16 protein-coding genes, 2 tRNA genes and 1 pseudogene are annotated in these 15,355 nt (G+C 73.8%); 5 read left to right on the top strand and 14 right to left on the bottom strand.

What is annotated here, in order from left to right; genetic code table 11:
- Positions 1 to 13: 13 nt before the first annotated feature.
- The 7 genes from KSE_RS19005 to KSE_RS18975 all read right to left on the bottom strand — a co-directional run bounded on the left by KSE_RS19005 (position 14) and on the right by KSE_RS18975 (position 4,564).
- On the bottom strand, positions 14 to 628 hold the full coding sequence (locus KSE_RS19005) for a response regulator transcription factor (protein ID WP_033259638.1): 615 nt from the start codon (positions 626 to 628) through the stop codon (positions 14 to 16).
- Entirely contained in the window at positions 625 to 1,869 is a 1,245-nt protein-coding gene (locus KSE_RS19000) for a sensor histidine kinase (RefSeq protein ID WP_014136952.1), read from the bottom strand. The genes KSE_RS19005 and KSE_RS19000 overlap by 4 nt, the downstream gene beginning before the upstream one ends.
- A 39-nt stretch (positions 1,870 to 1,908) precedes the next feature.
- Positions 1,909 to 2,736, bottom strand: coding sequence for an ABC transporter permease (locus KSE_RS18995; RefSeq protein WP_014136951.1), 828 nt, complete (start codon positions 2,734 to 2,736; stop codon positions 1,909 to 1,911).
- Positions 2,733 to 3,734, bottom strand: coding sequence for an ABC transporter ATP-binding protein (locus KSE_RS18990; RefSeq protein ID WP_014136950.1), 1,002 nt, complete (start codon positions 3,732 to 3,734; stop codon positions 2,733 to 2,735). Before KSE_RS18990 ends, KSE_RS18995 begins: the two co-directional genes overlap by 4 nt.
- Before the next feature lie 161 nt (positions 3,735 to 3,895).
- Positions 3,896 to 3,968: transfer RNA gene (locus KSE_RS18985), tRNA-Gly, on the bottom strand.
- 51 nt (positions 3,969 to 4,019) lie between these two features.
- Positions 4,020 to 4,092: transfer RNA gene (locus KSE_RS18980), tRNA-Gly, on the bottom strand.
- Positions 4,093 to 4,246: 154 nt separating this feature from the next.
- On the bottom strand, positions 4,247 to 4,564 hold the full coding sequence (locus KSE_RS18975; RefSeq protein WP_014136949.1) for a histone-like nucleoid-structuring protein Lsr2: 318 nt from the start codon (positions 4,562 to 4,564) through the stop codon (positions 4,247 to 4,249).
- Positions 4,565 to 5,009: 445 nt separating this feature from the next.
- Here KSE_RS18975 and purS point away from each other — a divergent pair, with 445 nt between their 5' ends.
- The 4 genes from purS to KSE_RS18955 all read left to right on the top strand — a co-directional run bounded on the left by purS (position 5,010) and on the right by KSE_RS18955 (position 9,151).
- Positions 5,010 to 5,300 (top strand): phosphoribosylformylglycinamidine synthase subunit PurS, encoded by a 291-nt coding sequence (purS, locus tag KSE_RS18970; RefSeq protein WP_014136948.1) that lies wholly within the window; start codon positions 5,010 to 5,012, stop codon positions 5,298 to 5,300.
- Positions 5,297 to 5,974, top strand: a complete 678-nt coding sequence (gene purQ / locus KSE_RS18965; protein ID WP_014136947.1) for a phosphoribosylformylglycinamidine synthase subunit PurQ — start codon at positions 5,297 to 5,299, stop codon at positions 5,972 to 5,974. Before purS ends, purQ begins: the two co-directional genes overlap by 4 nt.
- Positions 5,974 to 8,229 (top strand): phosphoribosylformylglycinamidine synthase subunit PurL, encoded by a 2,256-nt coding sequence (purL, locus tag KSE_RS18960; RefSeq protein ID WP_014136946.1) that lies wholly within the window; start codon positions 5,974 to 5,976, stop codon positions 8,227 to 8,229. The genes purQ and purL overlap by 1 nt, the downstream gene beginning before the upstream one ends.
- A gap of 109 nt (positions 8,230 to 8,338) precedes the next feature.
- Positions 8,339 to 9,151, top strand: a complete 813-nt coding sequence (locus KSE_RS18955; RefSeq protein WP_041293897.1) for a maleylpyruvate isomerase family mycothiol-dependent enzyme — start codon at positions 8,339 to 8,341, stop codon at positions 9,149 to 9,151.
- A 16-nt stretch (positions 9,152 to 9,167) separates the two neighbouring features.
- Here the strand turns inward: KSE_RS18955 and KSE_RS18950 are convergent, their stop codons facing one another.
- The 5 genes and pseudogenes from KSE_RS18950 to fbaA form a co-directional block, all read right to left on the bottom strand.
- Positions 9,168 to 10,013, bottom strand: coding sequence for a DUF3152 domain-containing protein (locus KSE_RS18950; RefSeq protein WP_014136944.1), 846 nt, complete (start codon positions 10,011 to 10,013; stop codon positions 9,168 to 9,170).
- Positions 10,014 to 10,155: 142 nt separating this feature from the next.
- The gene (locus tag KSE_RS46365; protein ID WP_407927471.1) at positions 10,156 to 10,476 is read right to left on the bottom strand and encodes a nucleic acid/nucleotide deaminase domain-containing protein; all 321 of its coding nucleotides are present in this window, start codon (positions 10,474 to 10,476) and stop codon (positions 10,156 to 10,158) included.
- 78 nt (positions 10,477 to 10,554) lie between these two features.
- Positions 10,555 to 11,018, bottom strand: a pseudogene (locus KSE_RS46360) (SUKH-4 family immunity protein); the annotation flags it as partial.
- Between the two features lie 137 nt (positions 11,019 to 11,155).
- Positions 11,156 to 11,569 carry a DUF3151 domain-containing protein gene (locus KSE_RS18940; RefSeq protein WP_014136942.1) on the bottom strand — a complete coding sequence of 138 codons (414 nt, stop codon included), beginning with the start codon at positions 11,567 to 11,569 and terminating at the stop codon, positions 11,156 to 11,158.
- Between the two features lie 123 nt (positions 11,570 to 11,692).
- Positions 11,693 to 12,715, bottom strand: coding sequence for a class II fructose-bisphosphate aldolase (gene fbaA, locus KSE_RS18935; protein ID WP_014136941.1), 1,023 nt, complete (start codon positions 12,713 to 12,715; stop codon positions 11,693 to 11,695).
- Positions 12,716 to 12,994: 279 nt separating this feature from the next.
- Here fbaA and KSE_RS18930 point away from each other — a divergent pair, with 279 nt between their 5' ends.
- A complete protein-coding gene (locus KSE_RS18930) occupies positions 12,995 to 13,717 on the top strand; it encodes a DedA family protein (protein WP_014136940.1) in 723 nt (240 codons plus the stop codon).
- 118 nt (positions 13,718 to 13,835) lie between these two features.
- Here the strand turns inward: KSE_RS18930 and pyrE are convergent, their stop codons facing one another.
- Both pyrE and KSE_RS18920 read right to left on the bottom strand, forming a co-directional pair.
- Entirely contained in the window at positions 13,836 to 14,372 is a 537-nt protein-coding gene (gene pyrE / locus KSE_RS18925; protein WP_014136939.1) for an orotate phosphoribosyltransferase, read from the bottom strand.
- Positions 14,373 to 14,404: 32 nt separating this feature from the next.
- A complete protein-coding gene (locus KSE_RS18920; protein ID WP_014136938.1) occupies positions 14,405 to 15,286 on the bottom strand; it encodes an SRPBCC domain-containing protein in 882 nt (293 codons plus the stop codon).
- Positions 15,287 to 15,355 lie beyond the last annotated feature (69 nt).

Genomic DNA, 15,355 nt, shown 5'->3' with positions numbered 1-15,355 from the left:
CTCCCGGCAGGGCTCACAGCCAGCCGTGCTCGCGGGCGATCCGGACCGCCGCGTGGCGGTTCTCCGCGCCCAGCTTGCCCGCCGCCGAGGACAGGTAGTTGCGGACGGTGCCCGGCGAGAGCGCGGCCCGCTCGGCGATCTCGGCGACCGGGGAGCCGTCCGCGGCCAGCTCCAGCACGTCCGTCTCGCGCGGGGTCAGCGGGGAGTCGCCCGCGCTGATCGCCTCGGCGGCCAGCTCCGGGTCCACGTAGCGGCCGCCGGCCCGGACGGTGCGGATGATCCCGGCCAGGTCGGAGGCGGAGACCGTCTTCGGCAGGAAGCCGCGCACCCCGACCTCCAGGGCCCGCTTCAGGTAGCCCGGCCGGCCGTGCCCGGTCACGATCATCACCCGGCACTCCGGCAGCCGGTGCCGCAGCTCGGCCGCCACCTCGATGCCGTCCAGGCCCGGCATCTGGAGGTCCAGCACCGCGACGTCCGGGCGGTGCGCGGCGGCCATCGCCAGCGCCTCCGGGCCGGACGCCGCCTCCGCGACCACCGTCAGGTCGTCCTCCAGCGCGAGCAGCGCCGCCAGGGCGCCGCGGATCAGGTGCTCGTCGTCCGCGAGCAGCACCCGCACCAGGTCGGTCACTTCACGGACTCCTTCTCGGTGATCGGTAGTTCGGCGGTCAGCCGGAACCGCCCGGGGGCGCCGCCGGCCGTGCTCAGGGTGCCGCCGTGCGCGGCCAGCCGCTCGCCCAGGCCGCGCAGGCCGCTGCCCGCGCCCTCCGCGCGCGGCGGCGGAACGGCGGGCACGCCGTCGTTCTCCACCTCCAGCAGCGCGGTGCCGCCCGAGACCCGCAGCCGGAACCGGCAGTTCGCCGCCTCCGAGTGCCGCAGCACGTTGGTCGCGGCCTCCCGCACCACCCAGCCGAGCACCGACTGCGCCTCGGCGGGCAGGCCGTCCGCGCCGGACAGCTCGGTCCGGCAGTCGACGTTCGCGGCCCGCAACACCGAGGCGGCGCCGGCCAGTTCGGTGTGCAGCTCGACGGTGCGGTAGCCGCGCACCACCTCGCGCACCTCGCGCTGCGACTCCTGGGCGATCCGCTGCACCTCGGTCATCTGGTCCACCGCCTCCGGGCGCCCGCGGCGCGCCAGTCGCACGGCCAGCTCGCTCTTCAGCGCGATGGTGGCCAGGTTGCGTCCCAGCACGTCGTGCAGGTCCCGGGAGAACCGCAGCCGCTCCTCGGCCACCGCCAGCCGGGCCTGGGTCTCCCGGGCGGCGTCCAGCTCCCAGACCACCCTGGCGGTCCAGATCGAGCCGCGGGCGGTGACGGCGGCGAGCGCCGCCCCGATCAGGCAGCCGACCGCCATCCCGGCGACGGAGCCGGGGGAGACGCCGGTCAGCAGCAGCGGCAGGGCGAGCAGCAGCAGGCCCGCCACGGCGGCGACGGCCGTCTCCGCGGTCCGCAGCGCGACCGCGGTGGTGGCGATCCAGAAGGTCATGGTCAGGACCGCGACGGTGACCGGGAGCGAGCCGTCCGCGTCCCGGGGGCGCGGTCCGAGCAGCAGTGCCGCCACCGAGACGGCCACCGACACCGCGCCCGCCGCCACCACCCAGGAGTAGGGACGGGGCCGCCGGCCCAGGTAGCCGGCCAGGCCGGTGCGGACCAGCACCGCGTTCAGGGCCGCCGCCGCCGAGCCGAGCGCGCACACCACCGCCTCGGCCGTCGACACCCCGCCGCGACCGGCGCTCCCGACCGCCATGCCGACCGTCACCACCGGCTGCATCAGCGCCACGGTGTACAGCGACCACCGGACGTACAGCTCGGTGCGCTGCGGCTTGGACAGCCCCCGCCAGCGGTGGATCGGTCGTGGCCTGCTGACCCGCACGGTTGAGGTCCCCTGTTCTTCGGCGGTCGTCGGACGAATCTAGCGGCGCGGCTCCCAGCGGAACCAGCGGCGGGCGCCCCAGGCCGCGGCGGCGGCCCAGGCCAGGGCCAGCAGCAGGGGCGGGACGGCCAGGCCCCAGGTCGCGGCGAAGCCCTCGGACGGGCCGGTGCCGTCGGTGCCGAGCCAGCCGATCCGCAGCAGTTGCAGCGCGGGGGTGGTCGGCAGCAGGCGGCAGACGTTCGCCACGGTGTCCGGCATCGACTCCAGCGGGATCATCAGGCCGGAGCCGAACTGGGCGGCCAGCATCAGCGGGAGGGTGGTGATGCCGGCCGTCTCCACGGTCTTGGTGACCGCGCTGGACAGCGCGGCCAGGCCGGTCAGCAGCAGCGCGGACAGCGCCAGCCCGGCCAGCACCAGCAGCGGGTTCGCGGGGGCCCGCAGGTCGAGCAGCGCGAAGCCGCCGACGCCCAGCAGCAGGCACTGCACCAGCGCCAGGCCGATCGACGGGACGGCGGTGCCGAGCAGGATCTCGGCGTCCGCGGCCTCGCCGGTGCGCAGCCGCTTCAGCACCAGTTCGTTGCGGCGGGCGGTGTAGGCGGTGGTCAGGTTGGTGTAGACGACCACCAGCAGGACGATGCCCATCGAGCTGGTGACCAGGTTGCCGTTCACGTCCAGGCCGGGGGTCTTCTCGGCGGCGGCCTTCAGGATCGAGCGGAGCGAGCCGACCAGCAGGAACGGCAGCACCAGCGCCAGGAACACCGCGGTGCGGTTGCGCCGCAGCAGTACGGCCTCGGCCCGGCCCAGCGCCAGCAGCCGGGAGAGCGGCGTCAGGGTGGCGGGGGCGGCGGCGGGGGCGGCGGTGCTCATGCGGCACGTCCGATCTTCGACGGGGCGGGGGCGGCGGGGGCGGCGGCCGGGTCGACCGCCGACGCGGCGACGGCCAGGAAGGCTTCCTCCAGCGAGGCGCTGCGGGCGTCCAGCCGGGCCAGTTCGACCCGGTGGCGGGCGGCCCAGCCGAGCAGCTCGGTCAGCGTGCCCTGGAGGTCGGGGGTGCGCAGCAGCACCCGGCGGCCGTCCAGTTCGGTGCTGGTGCCGGGCAGCGCGGGCAGGTCGAGGGCGGCGTTCGGGCCGGTCCGCTCGGGGAGTTCGAAGGCGATCCGGGCGGGGTGCGCGGCCAGCACCTCGGCGACCGTGCCGCCGGTGACCACCCGGCCGCGGTGCATGATGGCCAGCCGGTCGGCGAGTTCCTCGGCTTCTTCCAGGTAGTGCGTGGTGAGCACCACCGTGGTGCCGGCCGCCCGCAGTTCGCGGATCAGCCGCCAGACCGAGGCCCGGGCCTCCGGGTCCAGGCCGGTGGACGGCTCGTCCAGGAACAGCACCTCGGGGCGGCCGAGCAGGGCCATCGCCAGGTCGAGCCGGCGGCGTTCGCCGCCGGACAGCTGCTTGACCCGCACCGTGCGCCGGGGCAGCAGGCCGACCAGGTCGAGCGCCTCGTCGACGGCCCGGGCGCCGGTGGTCAGGCCGGCCCAGCAGCGGCCGGTCTCGGCCAGCGTCAGCTCGCCGGGGAAGCCGCCCTCCTGCAGCATGATGCCGATCCGCGGCCGCAGCGCGGCGCGCTCCCGGCGCGGGTCGAGGCCGAGCACCCGGACCTCGCCGGCGCTCGGCTCGGCGAGCCCCTCCAGCACCTCCAGGGTGGAGGTCTTGCCCGCGCCGTTGGTGCCGAGCAGGGCGAACAGCTCGCCGGGCGCGACGGCGAGGTCCAGGCCGCGGACGGCCTCGAACCCGCCCTGGCCGGACGGCCCGTAGCGGCGGTGCAGCCCGCGGGCCTCGACGGCGGCGGGGCGGGGACGGCTGGTGTCGGTCATGGCTCCAGCCTCCCGTCGCCCGGGGTCCGCCAGTAGTGCGCTCCCTCACCGGGCGCCGGTGCGTCCGCACGGGTCGGCGGTGACAAATGTCAGGGGTGCGGCGAACGGGAGGGCGGGAACGCCGAAGGCCCCCCTCGGTGGAGGGGGGCCTTCGGTACCGGAGCGGACGACGAGATTCGAACTCGCGACCCTCACCTTGGCAAGGTGATGCTCTACCAACTGAGCCACGTCCGCAGGTATGTACTTGTACTGCCGGTACTGCAACAGTCTTTCACGCTGACTGCGAGCGGACGACGAGATTCGAACTCGCGACCCTCACCTTGGCAAGGTGATGCTCTACCAACTGAGCCACGTCCGCACGGTGCCTGGGCACCGGCCGCCCCGCTCGGGTTGTTCCCCCGGTTGCGGCGACGAGAAATACTCTACAACATCAATCGGCCTGCTCGCCCCACCCTTCCCCGGCGGCAGCGCCGGGGAAGGGTGGCAGGCCGGCAACGGGCCTGCGGCGAGGGTCAGTTGCTCTCGGCGAACGCCTCGTAGACGTGCTTCGGGATGCGGCCGCGGGCGGGCAGCTCGTGGCCGTTCGACTGCGCCCAGGCGCGCACGGCGGCCGGGTCCGGGGTGAGCGCGGTGCGGCGGAAGGACTTCCCGCTGCGGCTCTGCCGGCGGCCGGCGGCGACGAACGGGGCGAGGGCCTCCCGGAGCTTTTCCGCGTTGTCGGCGGACAGGTCGATCTCGTAGGACTTACCGTCCACGCCGAAGTGCACGGTTTCCGCGGCGGTGCCGCCGTCCAGATCGTCGGAGAGCGTGACGACTACACGCTGAGCCATGGGTGTCAATCCTCTCGGGCAATTCGGCCGTCGGGGGCCTCGGATGCCCCGCCGGTCCGTTGGGCCGGAACGCGGCATCCGCCGGCGGGCAGGGAGCCCGTGCCGAGATGCGGCGCGTTCGGCTGCCGGTCGCCCTATTCTGCACCCGACGGCCGGTGAAATCGTAGAGTTGGGGATTCCTTTTTTCCGGATATTCACGGGCTTCCGGCCGGGCGGGTTAGCCGGGCCGGCTATCCGGGGCCGATACCGCCCCGGATAGCCGCCGCCGGAGACGGGATTAAAGCGGGTAAATCGGATGCGCGCCGCGCGTGTCCGGGGTGCGCGGCCCTTGGGGCGTAAGGGGTGTGGGTCTACGCGCGTTACCAACGGTGGCCCGCAAGAAGGCCCAGCGGTCCGGGTAGTCTGGAGTTCCCCCGCCTTCACGCAATCACCACCGGGAGTGCCAGTGGCACGCGTCGTAGTCGACGTCATGCTCAAGCCGGAGATCCTCGACCCCCAGGGCCAGGCGGTGCAGCGCGCGCTGCCGCGTCTCGGGTTCGCCGGGATCGCCGACGTCCGCCAGGGCAAGCGTTTCGAGCTGGAGCTGGAGGGGCCGGTCGACGACGCCGCGCTCGCCCGCATCCGCGAGGCCGCCGAGACCTTCCTCGCCAACACCGTGATCGAGGACTTCACCGTCCGCGTCGAGGAGGCCGCGACATCGGCCCCCTCCTCCTCCGTCGTCGGAGACGCGAAGTGACCACCCGTATCGGCGTCGTCACTTTCCCCGGTTCCCTCGACGACCGCGACGCCCAGCGCGCGGTCCGCCTGGCCGGCGCCGAGCCGGTCGCCCTCTGGCACCGTGACAAGGATCTCCACCAGGTCGACGCCGTCGTCCTGCCCGGCGGATTCTCCTACGGCGACTATCTGCGCTGCGGCGCCATCTCCCGCTTCTCCCCGGTGATGGACACCATCATCGAGCAGGCGAAGCTCGGAATGCCGGTCCTCGGTATCTGCAACGGCTTCCAGGTGCTGTGCGAATCGCACCTGCTGCCCGGCGCGCTCACCCGGAACGACTCGCTGCACTTCATCTGCCGCGACCAGAAGCTCCGCATCGAGAACGCCGGGACCGCCTGGACCCGCGATTACTCGGCCGGGCAGGAAATCGTCGTTCCGCTGAAGAACGGCGAGGGCCGGTTCGTCGCCGACGAGCGCGTCCTCGACGAGCTGGAGGCGGAGGGCCGGATCGTGGCCCGCTACCTCGATGTGAACCCGAACGGTTCGTACCGCGACATCGCCGGCATCACCAACGCCGCCGGCAATGTCGTCGGCCTGATGCCGCACCCGGAGCACGCCGTGGAGCCGCTCACCGGCCCGACCACCGAGGGCCTGGGCTTCTTCACTTCCGTCCTGAAGCAGCTGGTGAACGCCTGATGAGCCTCGACACCGTCAAGAACGCCGAGCAGACCCCGGACGCCGCCCAGCCCTGGGCCGAACTCGGCCTGAAGCAGGACGAGTACGCCCGGATCCGGGAGATCCTGGAGCGCCGCCCGACCGGCGCCGAGCTGGCGATGTACTCGGTGATGTGGTCGGAGCACTGCTCGTACAAGAGCTCCAAGGTCCACCTCAAGCAGTTCGGCGAGAAGGCCCCGGAGAACGACGCGATGCTCGTCGGCATCGGCGAGAACGCCGGCGTCGTCGACGTCGGCCAGGGCTACGCGGTCACCTTCAAGGTCGAGTCGCACAACCACCCGTCGTACATCGAGCCCTACCAGGGCGCGGCCACCGGCATCGGCGGCATCGTGCGCGACATCCTGGCGATGGGCGCCCGCCCGGTCGCCGTGATGGACCCGCTGCGCTTCGGCGCGGCCGACCACCCGGACACCCGGCGCGTGCTGCCCGGGATCGTCGCGGGCATCGGCGGCTACGGCAACTGCCTGGGCCTGCCGAACATCGGCGGCGAGGTCGTCTTCGACTCCTGCTACCAGGGCAACCCGCTGGTCAACGCGCTCTGCGTGGGCGTGATGAAGCACGAGGACATCCACCTCGCGAAGGCGTCCGGCCCCGGCAACAAGGTCATCCTGTACGGAGCCCGCACCGGCGGCGACGGCATCGGCGGCGTCTCGGTGCTCGCCTCGGAGACCTTCGACGCGACCGGCCCGGCCAAGCGCCCCGCCGTCCAGGTCGGCGACCCGTTCCAGGAGAAGCTGCTCATCGAGTGCACCCTGGAGATCTTCAAGGAAGACCTCGTCGCGGGCATCCAGGACCTCGGCGGCGCCGGCCTGTCCTGCGCGACCAGCGAGCTCGCGAGCGCCGGCACCGGCGGCATGCGGATCGAGCTGGACACCGTCCCGCTGCGCGACCACACGCTCTCTCCTGAGGAGATCCTCATGAGCGAGTCGCAGGAGCGCATGTGCGCGATCGTCGAGCCCGGCAAGGTCGACCGCTTCCTGGAGATCTGCGAGAAGTGGGACGTCATCGCCACCGTCATCGGCGAGGTGACCGACGGCGAGCGGCTGGAGATCTTCTGGCACGGTGAGCTGGTCGTCGACGTGCCGCCGCGCACCGTCGCCCACGAGGGCCCGACCTACCACCGCCCGTACGCCCGCCCGTCCTGGCAGGACGCGCTGCAGGCCGACGCCCCGACCGCCGAGCGGCTGGCCCGCCCGGCGAACGGCGCCGAGCTCAAGGACGCGCTGCTCAAGGTCGCCGGCTCGCCGAACCAGGCGTCCAAGGCGTGGATCACCGACCAGTACGACCGCTACGTGCTGGGCAACACGGTGCTCGCCACCCCCGAGGACTCCGGCATGATCCGGATCGACGAGGAGACCAACCTCGGCGTCTCGGTCGCCACCGACGGCAACGGCCGCTACGCCAAGCTGGACCCGTACACCGGCGCCCAGCTGGCCCTGGCCGAGGCGTACCGGAACGTCGCGGCCGGCGGCGCCAAGCCGCTCGCGGTCTCCGACTGCCTCAACTTCGGCTCCCCCGAGGACCCGGACGTGATGTGGCAGTTCGCCGAGGCCACCCGCGGCCTGGCCGACGCCTGCCAGGTGCTCGGCACCCCGGTCACCGGCGGCAACGTCTCGCTGTACAACCAGACCGGCGACGTCGCCATCCACCCGACCCCGGTGGTCGCGGTACTCGGCGTCATCGACGACGTCACCCGGCGCACCCCGGTCGGCTTCGCCGAGGAGGGCCAGCTGCTCTACCTGCTCGGCGACACCGCCGACGAGCTGGGCGGCTCCGCCTGGTCGCAGGTCGTGCACAACCACCTCGGCGGCCTGCCGCCCAAGGTCGACCTGGAGCGCGAGCGGCTGCTCGGCGAGATCCTGATCGCCGCCTCCCGCGACGGCATGGTCGACGCCGCGCACGACCTCTCCGACGGCGGCCTCGCGCAGGCCCTGGTGGAGAGCTGCCTCAAGGGCGGCAAGGGCGCCCGGGTGGTCGTCCCCGAGGGCCTCGACCCCTTCGTGTTCCTGTTCTCCGAGTCCGCCGGTCGTGCCGTGGTGGCCGTCCCGCGCAGCGAGGAGCTCCGGTTCAACGACATGTGCGGCGCCCGCGGCCTGCCCGCCACCCGGATCGGCGTGGTGGACGGCGAGGCGCTGGAGGTCCAGGGCCAGTTCACCGTCACCCTGGCCGAGCTGCGCGACGCCCACACCGGCGTCATCGAGGCGCTGCTCGCCTGACGGCGGCTCGTCTGACGGCAGCTCGTCTGACGGTTGCTCAACCCGGCGGGCGGCCGGCTCCGGTGGACACCGGAGCCGGCCGCCCGCCGGTCTTTTGTACGCTGCGGTCATGCCTACCGTGAAGCCCCGAACCTACGACCCGGTGAAGGTGCGCGCCGCGCTCACCGGGCAGTTCGACGCGATCTCCGCCGCCGTCCGGGAGCTGGACGACGAACGACTCGCCCTCCCCACCCGGCTGGGGGACTGGCGGGTCCGCGAACTCGTCGCCCACCTCGGCATGGTGGCCAGCTGGGTGCCGCTGCACCTGCGCGAACCGCTGCCGCCGCAGCCCCCGATCACGCCGCTGCACTGGGCCGCCAGCACCCGCACCGCCGCCGCCGCGATCAACGCCACCGCCGTCGAGCTGGTGGCCGAGCAGTTCGCCGGGGATGCCGCCCAGGTGTCCGGTGAACTCGACCGGCAGATCGGCGAGTTGTGGAAGGCCGTGGACAGCCCGGAGGGGCGCGAGCCCGGCCGGGTCATCCCGATGCGGTTCGGCCCGATGGCGCTCGCCGACTTCCTGGTCACCCGGCTGGTGGAGACCGTGGTGCACGCCGACGACCTGGCCGCCGCGCTCGGCCTCCCCGACTTCCCGCACGACCCCTTCGCGCTGGCCTCCACGTCCCGGCTGCTCGCCGACGCCTTCGCCGCCCAGGTGCCCGGCGGCGCGGTCGAACTGCGGATCCCCCCGTACGCGGTCGTCCAGGCGGTCGAGGGCCCCCGGCACACCCGGGGCACCCCGCCCAACGTGGTCGAGACCGACCCGCTGACCTGGATCCGACTCGCCACCGGCCGGCAGGAGTGGTCCGCCGTCCTGGACACCGCGCTCACCGCCAGCGGCGAGCGCAGCGACCTGTCGGCCTACCTGCCGGTGCTCGGCTGACCGGCCGCGGGGCCGGTCAGGGGACGGCCGGCCCGCTCAGGTAGTCGCCCTCGGCGTCGTACGGCCAGGCGTTGGCGGTGCAGCCCTTGAGGCCGTAGATCTGCTGCATCATCGCGGGGGCGGGCTTGCCCTTGCCGGGGCAGGTCTCGTGGCCGTGGCCGATCCGGTGGCCGACCTCGTGGTTGACGATCAGGGCCCGGTACTCGGCCGGCGGGCCGTCGAACTCGGGCGAACCGGTCAGCCAGCGCTTGGAGTTGACCACGACCTGCTTGCCGACGTCGCAGTTCACCTCGCCCCGGGTGTCCAGCCCGCCGGTGGCGCAGATCGCGTCGGCGGTGGCGGGCGAGGCGATCTTGACGGTGAAGTCGTAGCTGCCCGAGGAGACCAGCTGGAAGCTGTCGCGCTTGTCGGCGGTCCAGCTGCGCGGGTCGGCCAGGACGGCCTGGACGGCCCGCGCGGCGGCCTCCGGGTCGATGCCGGTGCCGTCCTCCACCTCGACCCGGTAGCGGCGCAGGGTCGCGCCGCTGCCCACCTTGTCGCCGCTGGCGGTCGCGACGGTGAACGAGCCCGTGCCCCGGGCGACGACCTCCGGCGGAGCGCTGGAGGCGGGCGGCGTCGGCGTCGGGCTGGGGGTCGGCGTCGGGCTGGGGGTGGGGCTGGGGGAGGACGCGGGCGTCTCGGCCAACGGCGGGACGGCACGGGCCTGGACGGTCGCGTCGTCCCCGGCGGACCGCCGGGGCTCGGAGTGCAGCGAGGCGTACCCGGCGGTGCCCAGCACGGTCAGGGCCGCCAGGCAGCCGACACCGAAGGCCGTCCGGCGGCGGGCGCGCCGGCGGCGGATCGTCCTGCGGGCTGAGCGCATCTGGGTCCCCCGGGGCGGTGACGGTCTGGGCGGCCCGTCCGGAGCGGGGCCACACCGAGAACATACGCGGTATGCCCCTGATTGGTTCCGGGTGCCCCTGGATCGGCCGCCGCGACCCGCCCCCGGGGGCCCCGGGGGCTGGTCAGCCCTGGCGGGCGGCCAGGTCGGCGGCGAGTTCGCGGACGCCCGCCTCGCGTTCGGCGGCGGTGTCGCCGTAGTCGAAGCTGTGGGTGAACTCGGCGTGCGGGAGGGTCCTGGCCAGCCGGGCGCTGCAGTAGTGGCCGGGGCTGAAGCAGGCCTGCAGCTCGGTGTAGACCTCCAGCACGTCGGCGGGCCGCACGCCGGCCTCGGCCAGGTGGTCGAGCAGGGTCTCCTCGGGGTGCCGGGCGAGCGAGCCGTCGGCGGTGACGACCTGCTCCCCGCCCTGTCCGTCGCGGTACTTGAACGCGGCGTAGCCGGGCACGCCGCAGGTGTGCCGGACGTCCTCCAGCACCCGGGGCCACCAGTTCTCGTCGCTCTCGAAGGCCCGCAGGTCGGTGCCGCGCAGCCGGCTCTCGGCCGAGCCGAACAGGCCGAACACCTCCTGCGGGAGTTCGGCGGCGGCCAGGCCGCGCAGCGTGTCGTCGAGCGCGGCGAGCGAGTCGAGGAAGGCCGCGAGCGTGGTGCTGACCAGCACGGACGGCTCCCGGAAGACGAGGTACACCGCCCAGACCCGGCCGGGTCGACGCACAGCTCGGCGCCCCGGTCGGTGCCGAGCCGGGCCCAGCGGTCCTCGCCGCCGCTCGGCGCGGGCAGGTCGTACCGGGCGGCGAAGTCGGCGAGCGGCAGGGCGTCGCCGGCCGCGGTGGCGAAGTACGGGCCGACCCGGAGCGGGAGCCCGCAGTCGGCGAGCAGCGCGGCCGCCCCGGCGGGCAGGTCGGTCGCGGCGAGTTCCGCCGCGGTGGGGCGGCGCAGGCCGTCGGGGCCGAAGCGGTCGAGCAGGCGCCGGGAGAGTTCTGCGGTCATACCGGAAGCCTAGGCCGGGCCCGCGGGTGCCCGGGAACGGGAACGGGAACGGGAATGGGAACGCCGCCCGGCGCGGGGCCGGGCGGCGTGCGGTCCGCGGCTCGCGCGGGTCATGCAGGTCGCGCGGGTCGCGCGGGTCAGTTCAGGGTGTCGGCCGCGGTCGGGGAGGAGTCGCGCAGGAACTGGGTGCAGCGCTCCGCCTCGTCCTTCTCGCCGATCGCGTCGGCGGCCCGGCCCAGCGCGTGCAGCGCGCGCAGGAAGCCGCGGTTCGGCTCGTGCTCCCACGGCACCGGTCCGTGGCCCTTCCAGCCGTTGCGGCGCAGCGCGTCCAGCCCGCGGTGGTAGCCGGTGCGGGCGTACGCGTAGGACTCGACGGTGCGGCCGGCCGCGAAGGCGTCGTCCGCCAGCTGGGCCCAGGCGAGCGAGGAGGTCGGGTACGCGGCCGTGACCTCGGCGGGGGTGGCACCAGAGGCCAGCAGCTCCAGCGGGCCGGTCTCGGCCGGCAGGTGGGTCGGCGGCGGGCCGCCGAGCAGGTTCTCGTGAATGCTCATGGCCCCCAGTCAACCATCTCCGGCCCGGTCCCCGGGCCGGGGACCCCGGACGGCCCGGGCCGGCCCCGGACGCGCCGGTGCCCCCGTCCCGGAGCGGGACGGGGGCACCGACGAGGAAGGGACCTACTTCATCCGCTTGCCGGCCGAGCGCAGCTGCTGCGCGGCCTCGGTGACGCGGTGGGCCATGCCGGCCTCGGCCAGCTTGCCCCAGGTGCGCGGGTCGTAGGTGTTCTTCTTGCCGACCTCGCCGTCGACCTTCAGCACGCCGTCGTAGTTGCGGAACACGTGGTCCACGACGGGGCGGGTGAAGGCGTACTGGGTGTCGGTGTCGAGGTTCATCTTGACGACGCCGTTCTCCAGCGCGGTCAGGATCTCCTGCTCGGTGGAGCCGGAGCCGCCGTGGAAGACGAAGTCGAACGGGTCCTGCTTGCCGTACTGCTTGCCGATCTCGGCCTGCAGGTCGGCGAGCAGCTCCGGGCGGAGCACGACGTTGCCCGGCTTGTAGACGCCGTGCACGTTGCCGAACGAGGCGGCCAGCAGGTAGCGGCCCTTCTCGCCCAGGCCGAGGGCCTCGGCGGTGCGCACCGCGTCGGCGACGGTGGTGTACAGCTCGTCGTTGATCTCGTGGGTGACGCCGTCCTCCTCGCCGCCGGTCGGGGTGATCTCGACCTCGAGGATGATCCGGGCGGCGGCGGCCTGGGCGAGCAGCTCCTGGCCGATGGCCAGGTTGTCGGCCAGCGTCTCGGCCGAGCCGTCCCACATGTGCGACTGGAACAGCGGGTTCTCGCCGCGGGCCACGCGCTCGGCGGAGATCGCGATCAGCGGGCGGACGTAGCCGTCCAGCTTGTCCTTCGGGCAGTGGTCGGTGTGCAGGGCCACGGTGATGTCGTACTTGGCCGCGACGATGTGCGCGAACTCGGCCAGCGCGACGGCGCCCGTCACCATGTCCTTGTTGTACTGGCCACCCAGGAACTCCGCACCACCGGTGGAGATCTGGATGATGCCGTCGCTCTCGGCCTCGGCGAAGCCGCGCAGGGCGGCGTGCAGGGTCTGCGTCGAGGTGACGTTGATGGCCGGGTAGGCGAACTTGCCCGCCTTGGCCCGGTCGAGCATCTCGTTGTAGGCCTCGGGAGTTGCGATGGGCATGCGAATCCGCTCCTGTCGGTGTGGGGCGATCGGACGACGCTGTCCGAAGGCTCGATACGCCTGTGGTTCACGACATCGATGCGGTACGAGCGATGAGGGTGGTAGCTCGACCGCGGGCCGGACACCTCCGCCATCCTCCCAGACTCGCCCCCGGGACACACTCAGCGGCCCGCCACTTGGGACGGCGCCCTCCCGGACACCCCCCGGCGGCCCCCGCCGGAGGGCGTTCGGAGGGCCTCTGTTAAGGCTTCGCAAAGCAGTACGGGCTATCCTGCGCCCGTGGACCAACACCTCCAGCTCGCCGTCAACGTCCTTGACGCCAAATCGCTCGTCGCCTCCGTCGGCGTCATCGGAATCCTGGCGATCATCTTCGCCGAGACCGGCCTGCTGGTCGGGTTCTTCTTCCCCGGTGACTCGCTGCTGATCCTGGCCGGTGTCGCGGCCTCCAGCGCCGCCGAGAAGGTGCTCGGCCCCGGGGCCCAGATGAGCATCGCCGCCCTGCTGATCGGCGCACCGCTGTGCGCGATCGCCGGGGCGCAGCTCGGGCACCTGCTCGGCCGCAAGGTCGGCCCGAAGATGTTCGACAAGCCGAACTCGAAGATCTTCCGGCCCGAGTACGTGGGGAAGGCCGAGGAGTACTTCGAGAAGTTCGGCCCGGCCAAGGCCGTCGTGATGGCCCGCTTCATCCCGATCGTGCGGACCTTCCTGAACCCGGTCGCCGGCACCCTGCAGATGCCGGCCAAGACCTTCTTCCTCTGGAACGTGGTCGGCGCGTTCCTGTGGACCGAGACCATGCTGCTGATCGGGTACTTCACCGGCGACCAGCTCGCCCCGGTGATCGACAAGTACCTGCTGCCCGCGATGGCGCTGATCATCCTGATCTCGGTCTCGCCGATCTTCGTCGAGATCATCCGCGAGCGGAAGAAGAAGAAGGCCGCCGCGGCGGCCGGCGGCGCCGAGGACGGCGAGCCGGTCGGCAGCGGCCGGCACCGCAAGGGCTGAGCCCGGCACCCGCCCGGGAAGCGGCGAGGGCCCCGACCACCGGAGACGGTGGTCGGGGCCCTCGCCGCTTCCCGGGCCGCCCGGTGTTCCACGTGGAACACGGACGGTCACCCCGGGCTCACAGGCCCAGGTCGTCCAGGGTGTACGCGGTGACGTACGGCAGGCCCGCCTCGGCGATCGCCGGGGCCGCGCCGCGCTCCACGATCACCGCGACGCCGACCACCTCGGCGCCCGCCTCGCGCAGCGCCTCGACCGCGGTCAGCACCGAGCCGCCGGTGGTCGAGGTGTCCTCCACCGCCAGCACCCGGCGGCCCTTCACGTCCGGGCCCTCGATCCGGCGCTGCAGGCCGTGCGCCTTGCCCGCCTTGCGGACCACGAACGCGTCCAGCTTCCGGCCGCGGGCGGCCGCCGCGTGCAGCATGGCCGCGGCCACCGGGTCGGCGCCCAGGGTCAGGCCGCCCACCGCGTCGAACTCCAGGTCCGCGGCCGCGTCCAGCATCACCGTGCCGACCAGCGGCGCCGCCTCGGCGTCCAGCGTGATCCGGCGCAGGTCGACGTAGTAGTCGGCCTCGCGGCCGGAGGAGAGGGTGACCTTGCCGTGCACGACGGCCTTGTCCTTGATCTGCGCCAGCAGGGCGTCGCGGTCGTTGCTCATGGGCAGCCAGTTTAGTGGGTGCCCACGGCGCGTCAGCGCCGCCGAAGGGCCCGGACCAGGACCACCGCGCCGCCGATCAGCGCGACCCCGCCGCCGATCATCCACGGCAGCGCGCTGCGCTCGCCGGGCAGCACCGGCAGCATGGTCGGCTCGGCGCCGCCCCAGCGGGACGCGGCCCGGGCCCGGGCGCTGTGGGCCGGCGGGGCGGGGGCGTAGCGGCCGTGCGGCGGGGCGTGGTCGACCTCCTCGGCGGAGCGGCCGACGATGCTGCGCCGCACCGGGGCGCCCTCCGGCTCGTGGCCCGGCTCGGGGCGGGGGCCGGCCGGGGGCGGGGCGGGCAGGTCGTCCACGTCGTCGAAGGCGATCAGGTCGGAGAGGTCGTCGTCGAGGTCCTGGCCGCGCTCGCGGTCGTCCAGGAAGACCACGGTGGCGCCGCCGGGGCCCTCGCCGTCCTCGTCGCCGTCCTCGTGGTCGGCGGGCTCGGACAGCTCGGCGACCAGCGCGGCCACCGCCCGGTCGATCAGCCGGCGGCCGGCGGACTCCAGCGCCTCGTCCTCGAAGCCGGCCAGCCGGCCGGTCGCGGTCAGGGCGGTCTCGAAGCGGACGGCGGTCTCGCCGGTGCGCTCGGCCAGGGTGATCCGCAGGTCGGCGCCGACCGGGGCGGCGCCGCGGATCTCCTCGCCGCTCAGCCGCAGGGTGAGCACGCCGTCCCGCCAGCCGTCCACGGTCAGCCGGCCGGCGAAGGTGATGGTGGACCCGGCGATCCGGACCCTGAGCCGGCTGTCCGCGTCGGCGGGCGCGGACGCCGACGCGACCGCGCTCAGCCCGGGGACGCAGCGGGCCACCAGCTCGCGGTCCACCAGCGCCTCCCGGACCACCTCGGCGGGTACCGGGACGACAACCTCATGCTCCATACCGGCGAGCCTACCGACCGCCCGCCGCGCTGCCGAGCCTTCCACGCGAAGCGGAGGTGTCCAACCCGC

Source organism: Kitasatospora setae KM-6054 (assembly GCF_000269985.1).
GTDB lineage: Bacteria > Actinomycetota > Actinomycetes > Streptomycetales > Streptomycetaceae > Kitasatospora > Kitasatospora setae.
Note: the sequence above shows the minus strand (reverse complement) of the source record. Positions and strands in the feature narration are given on the sequence as shown.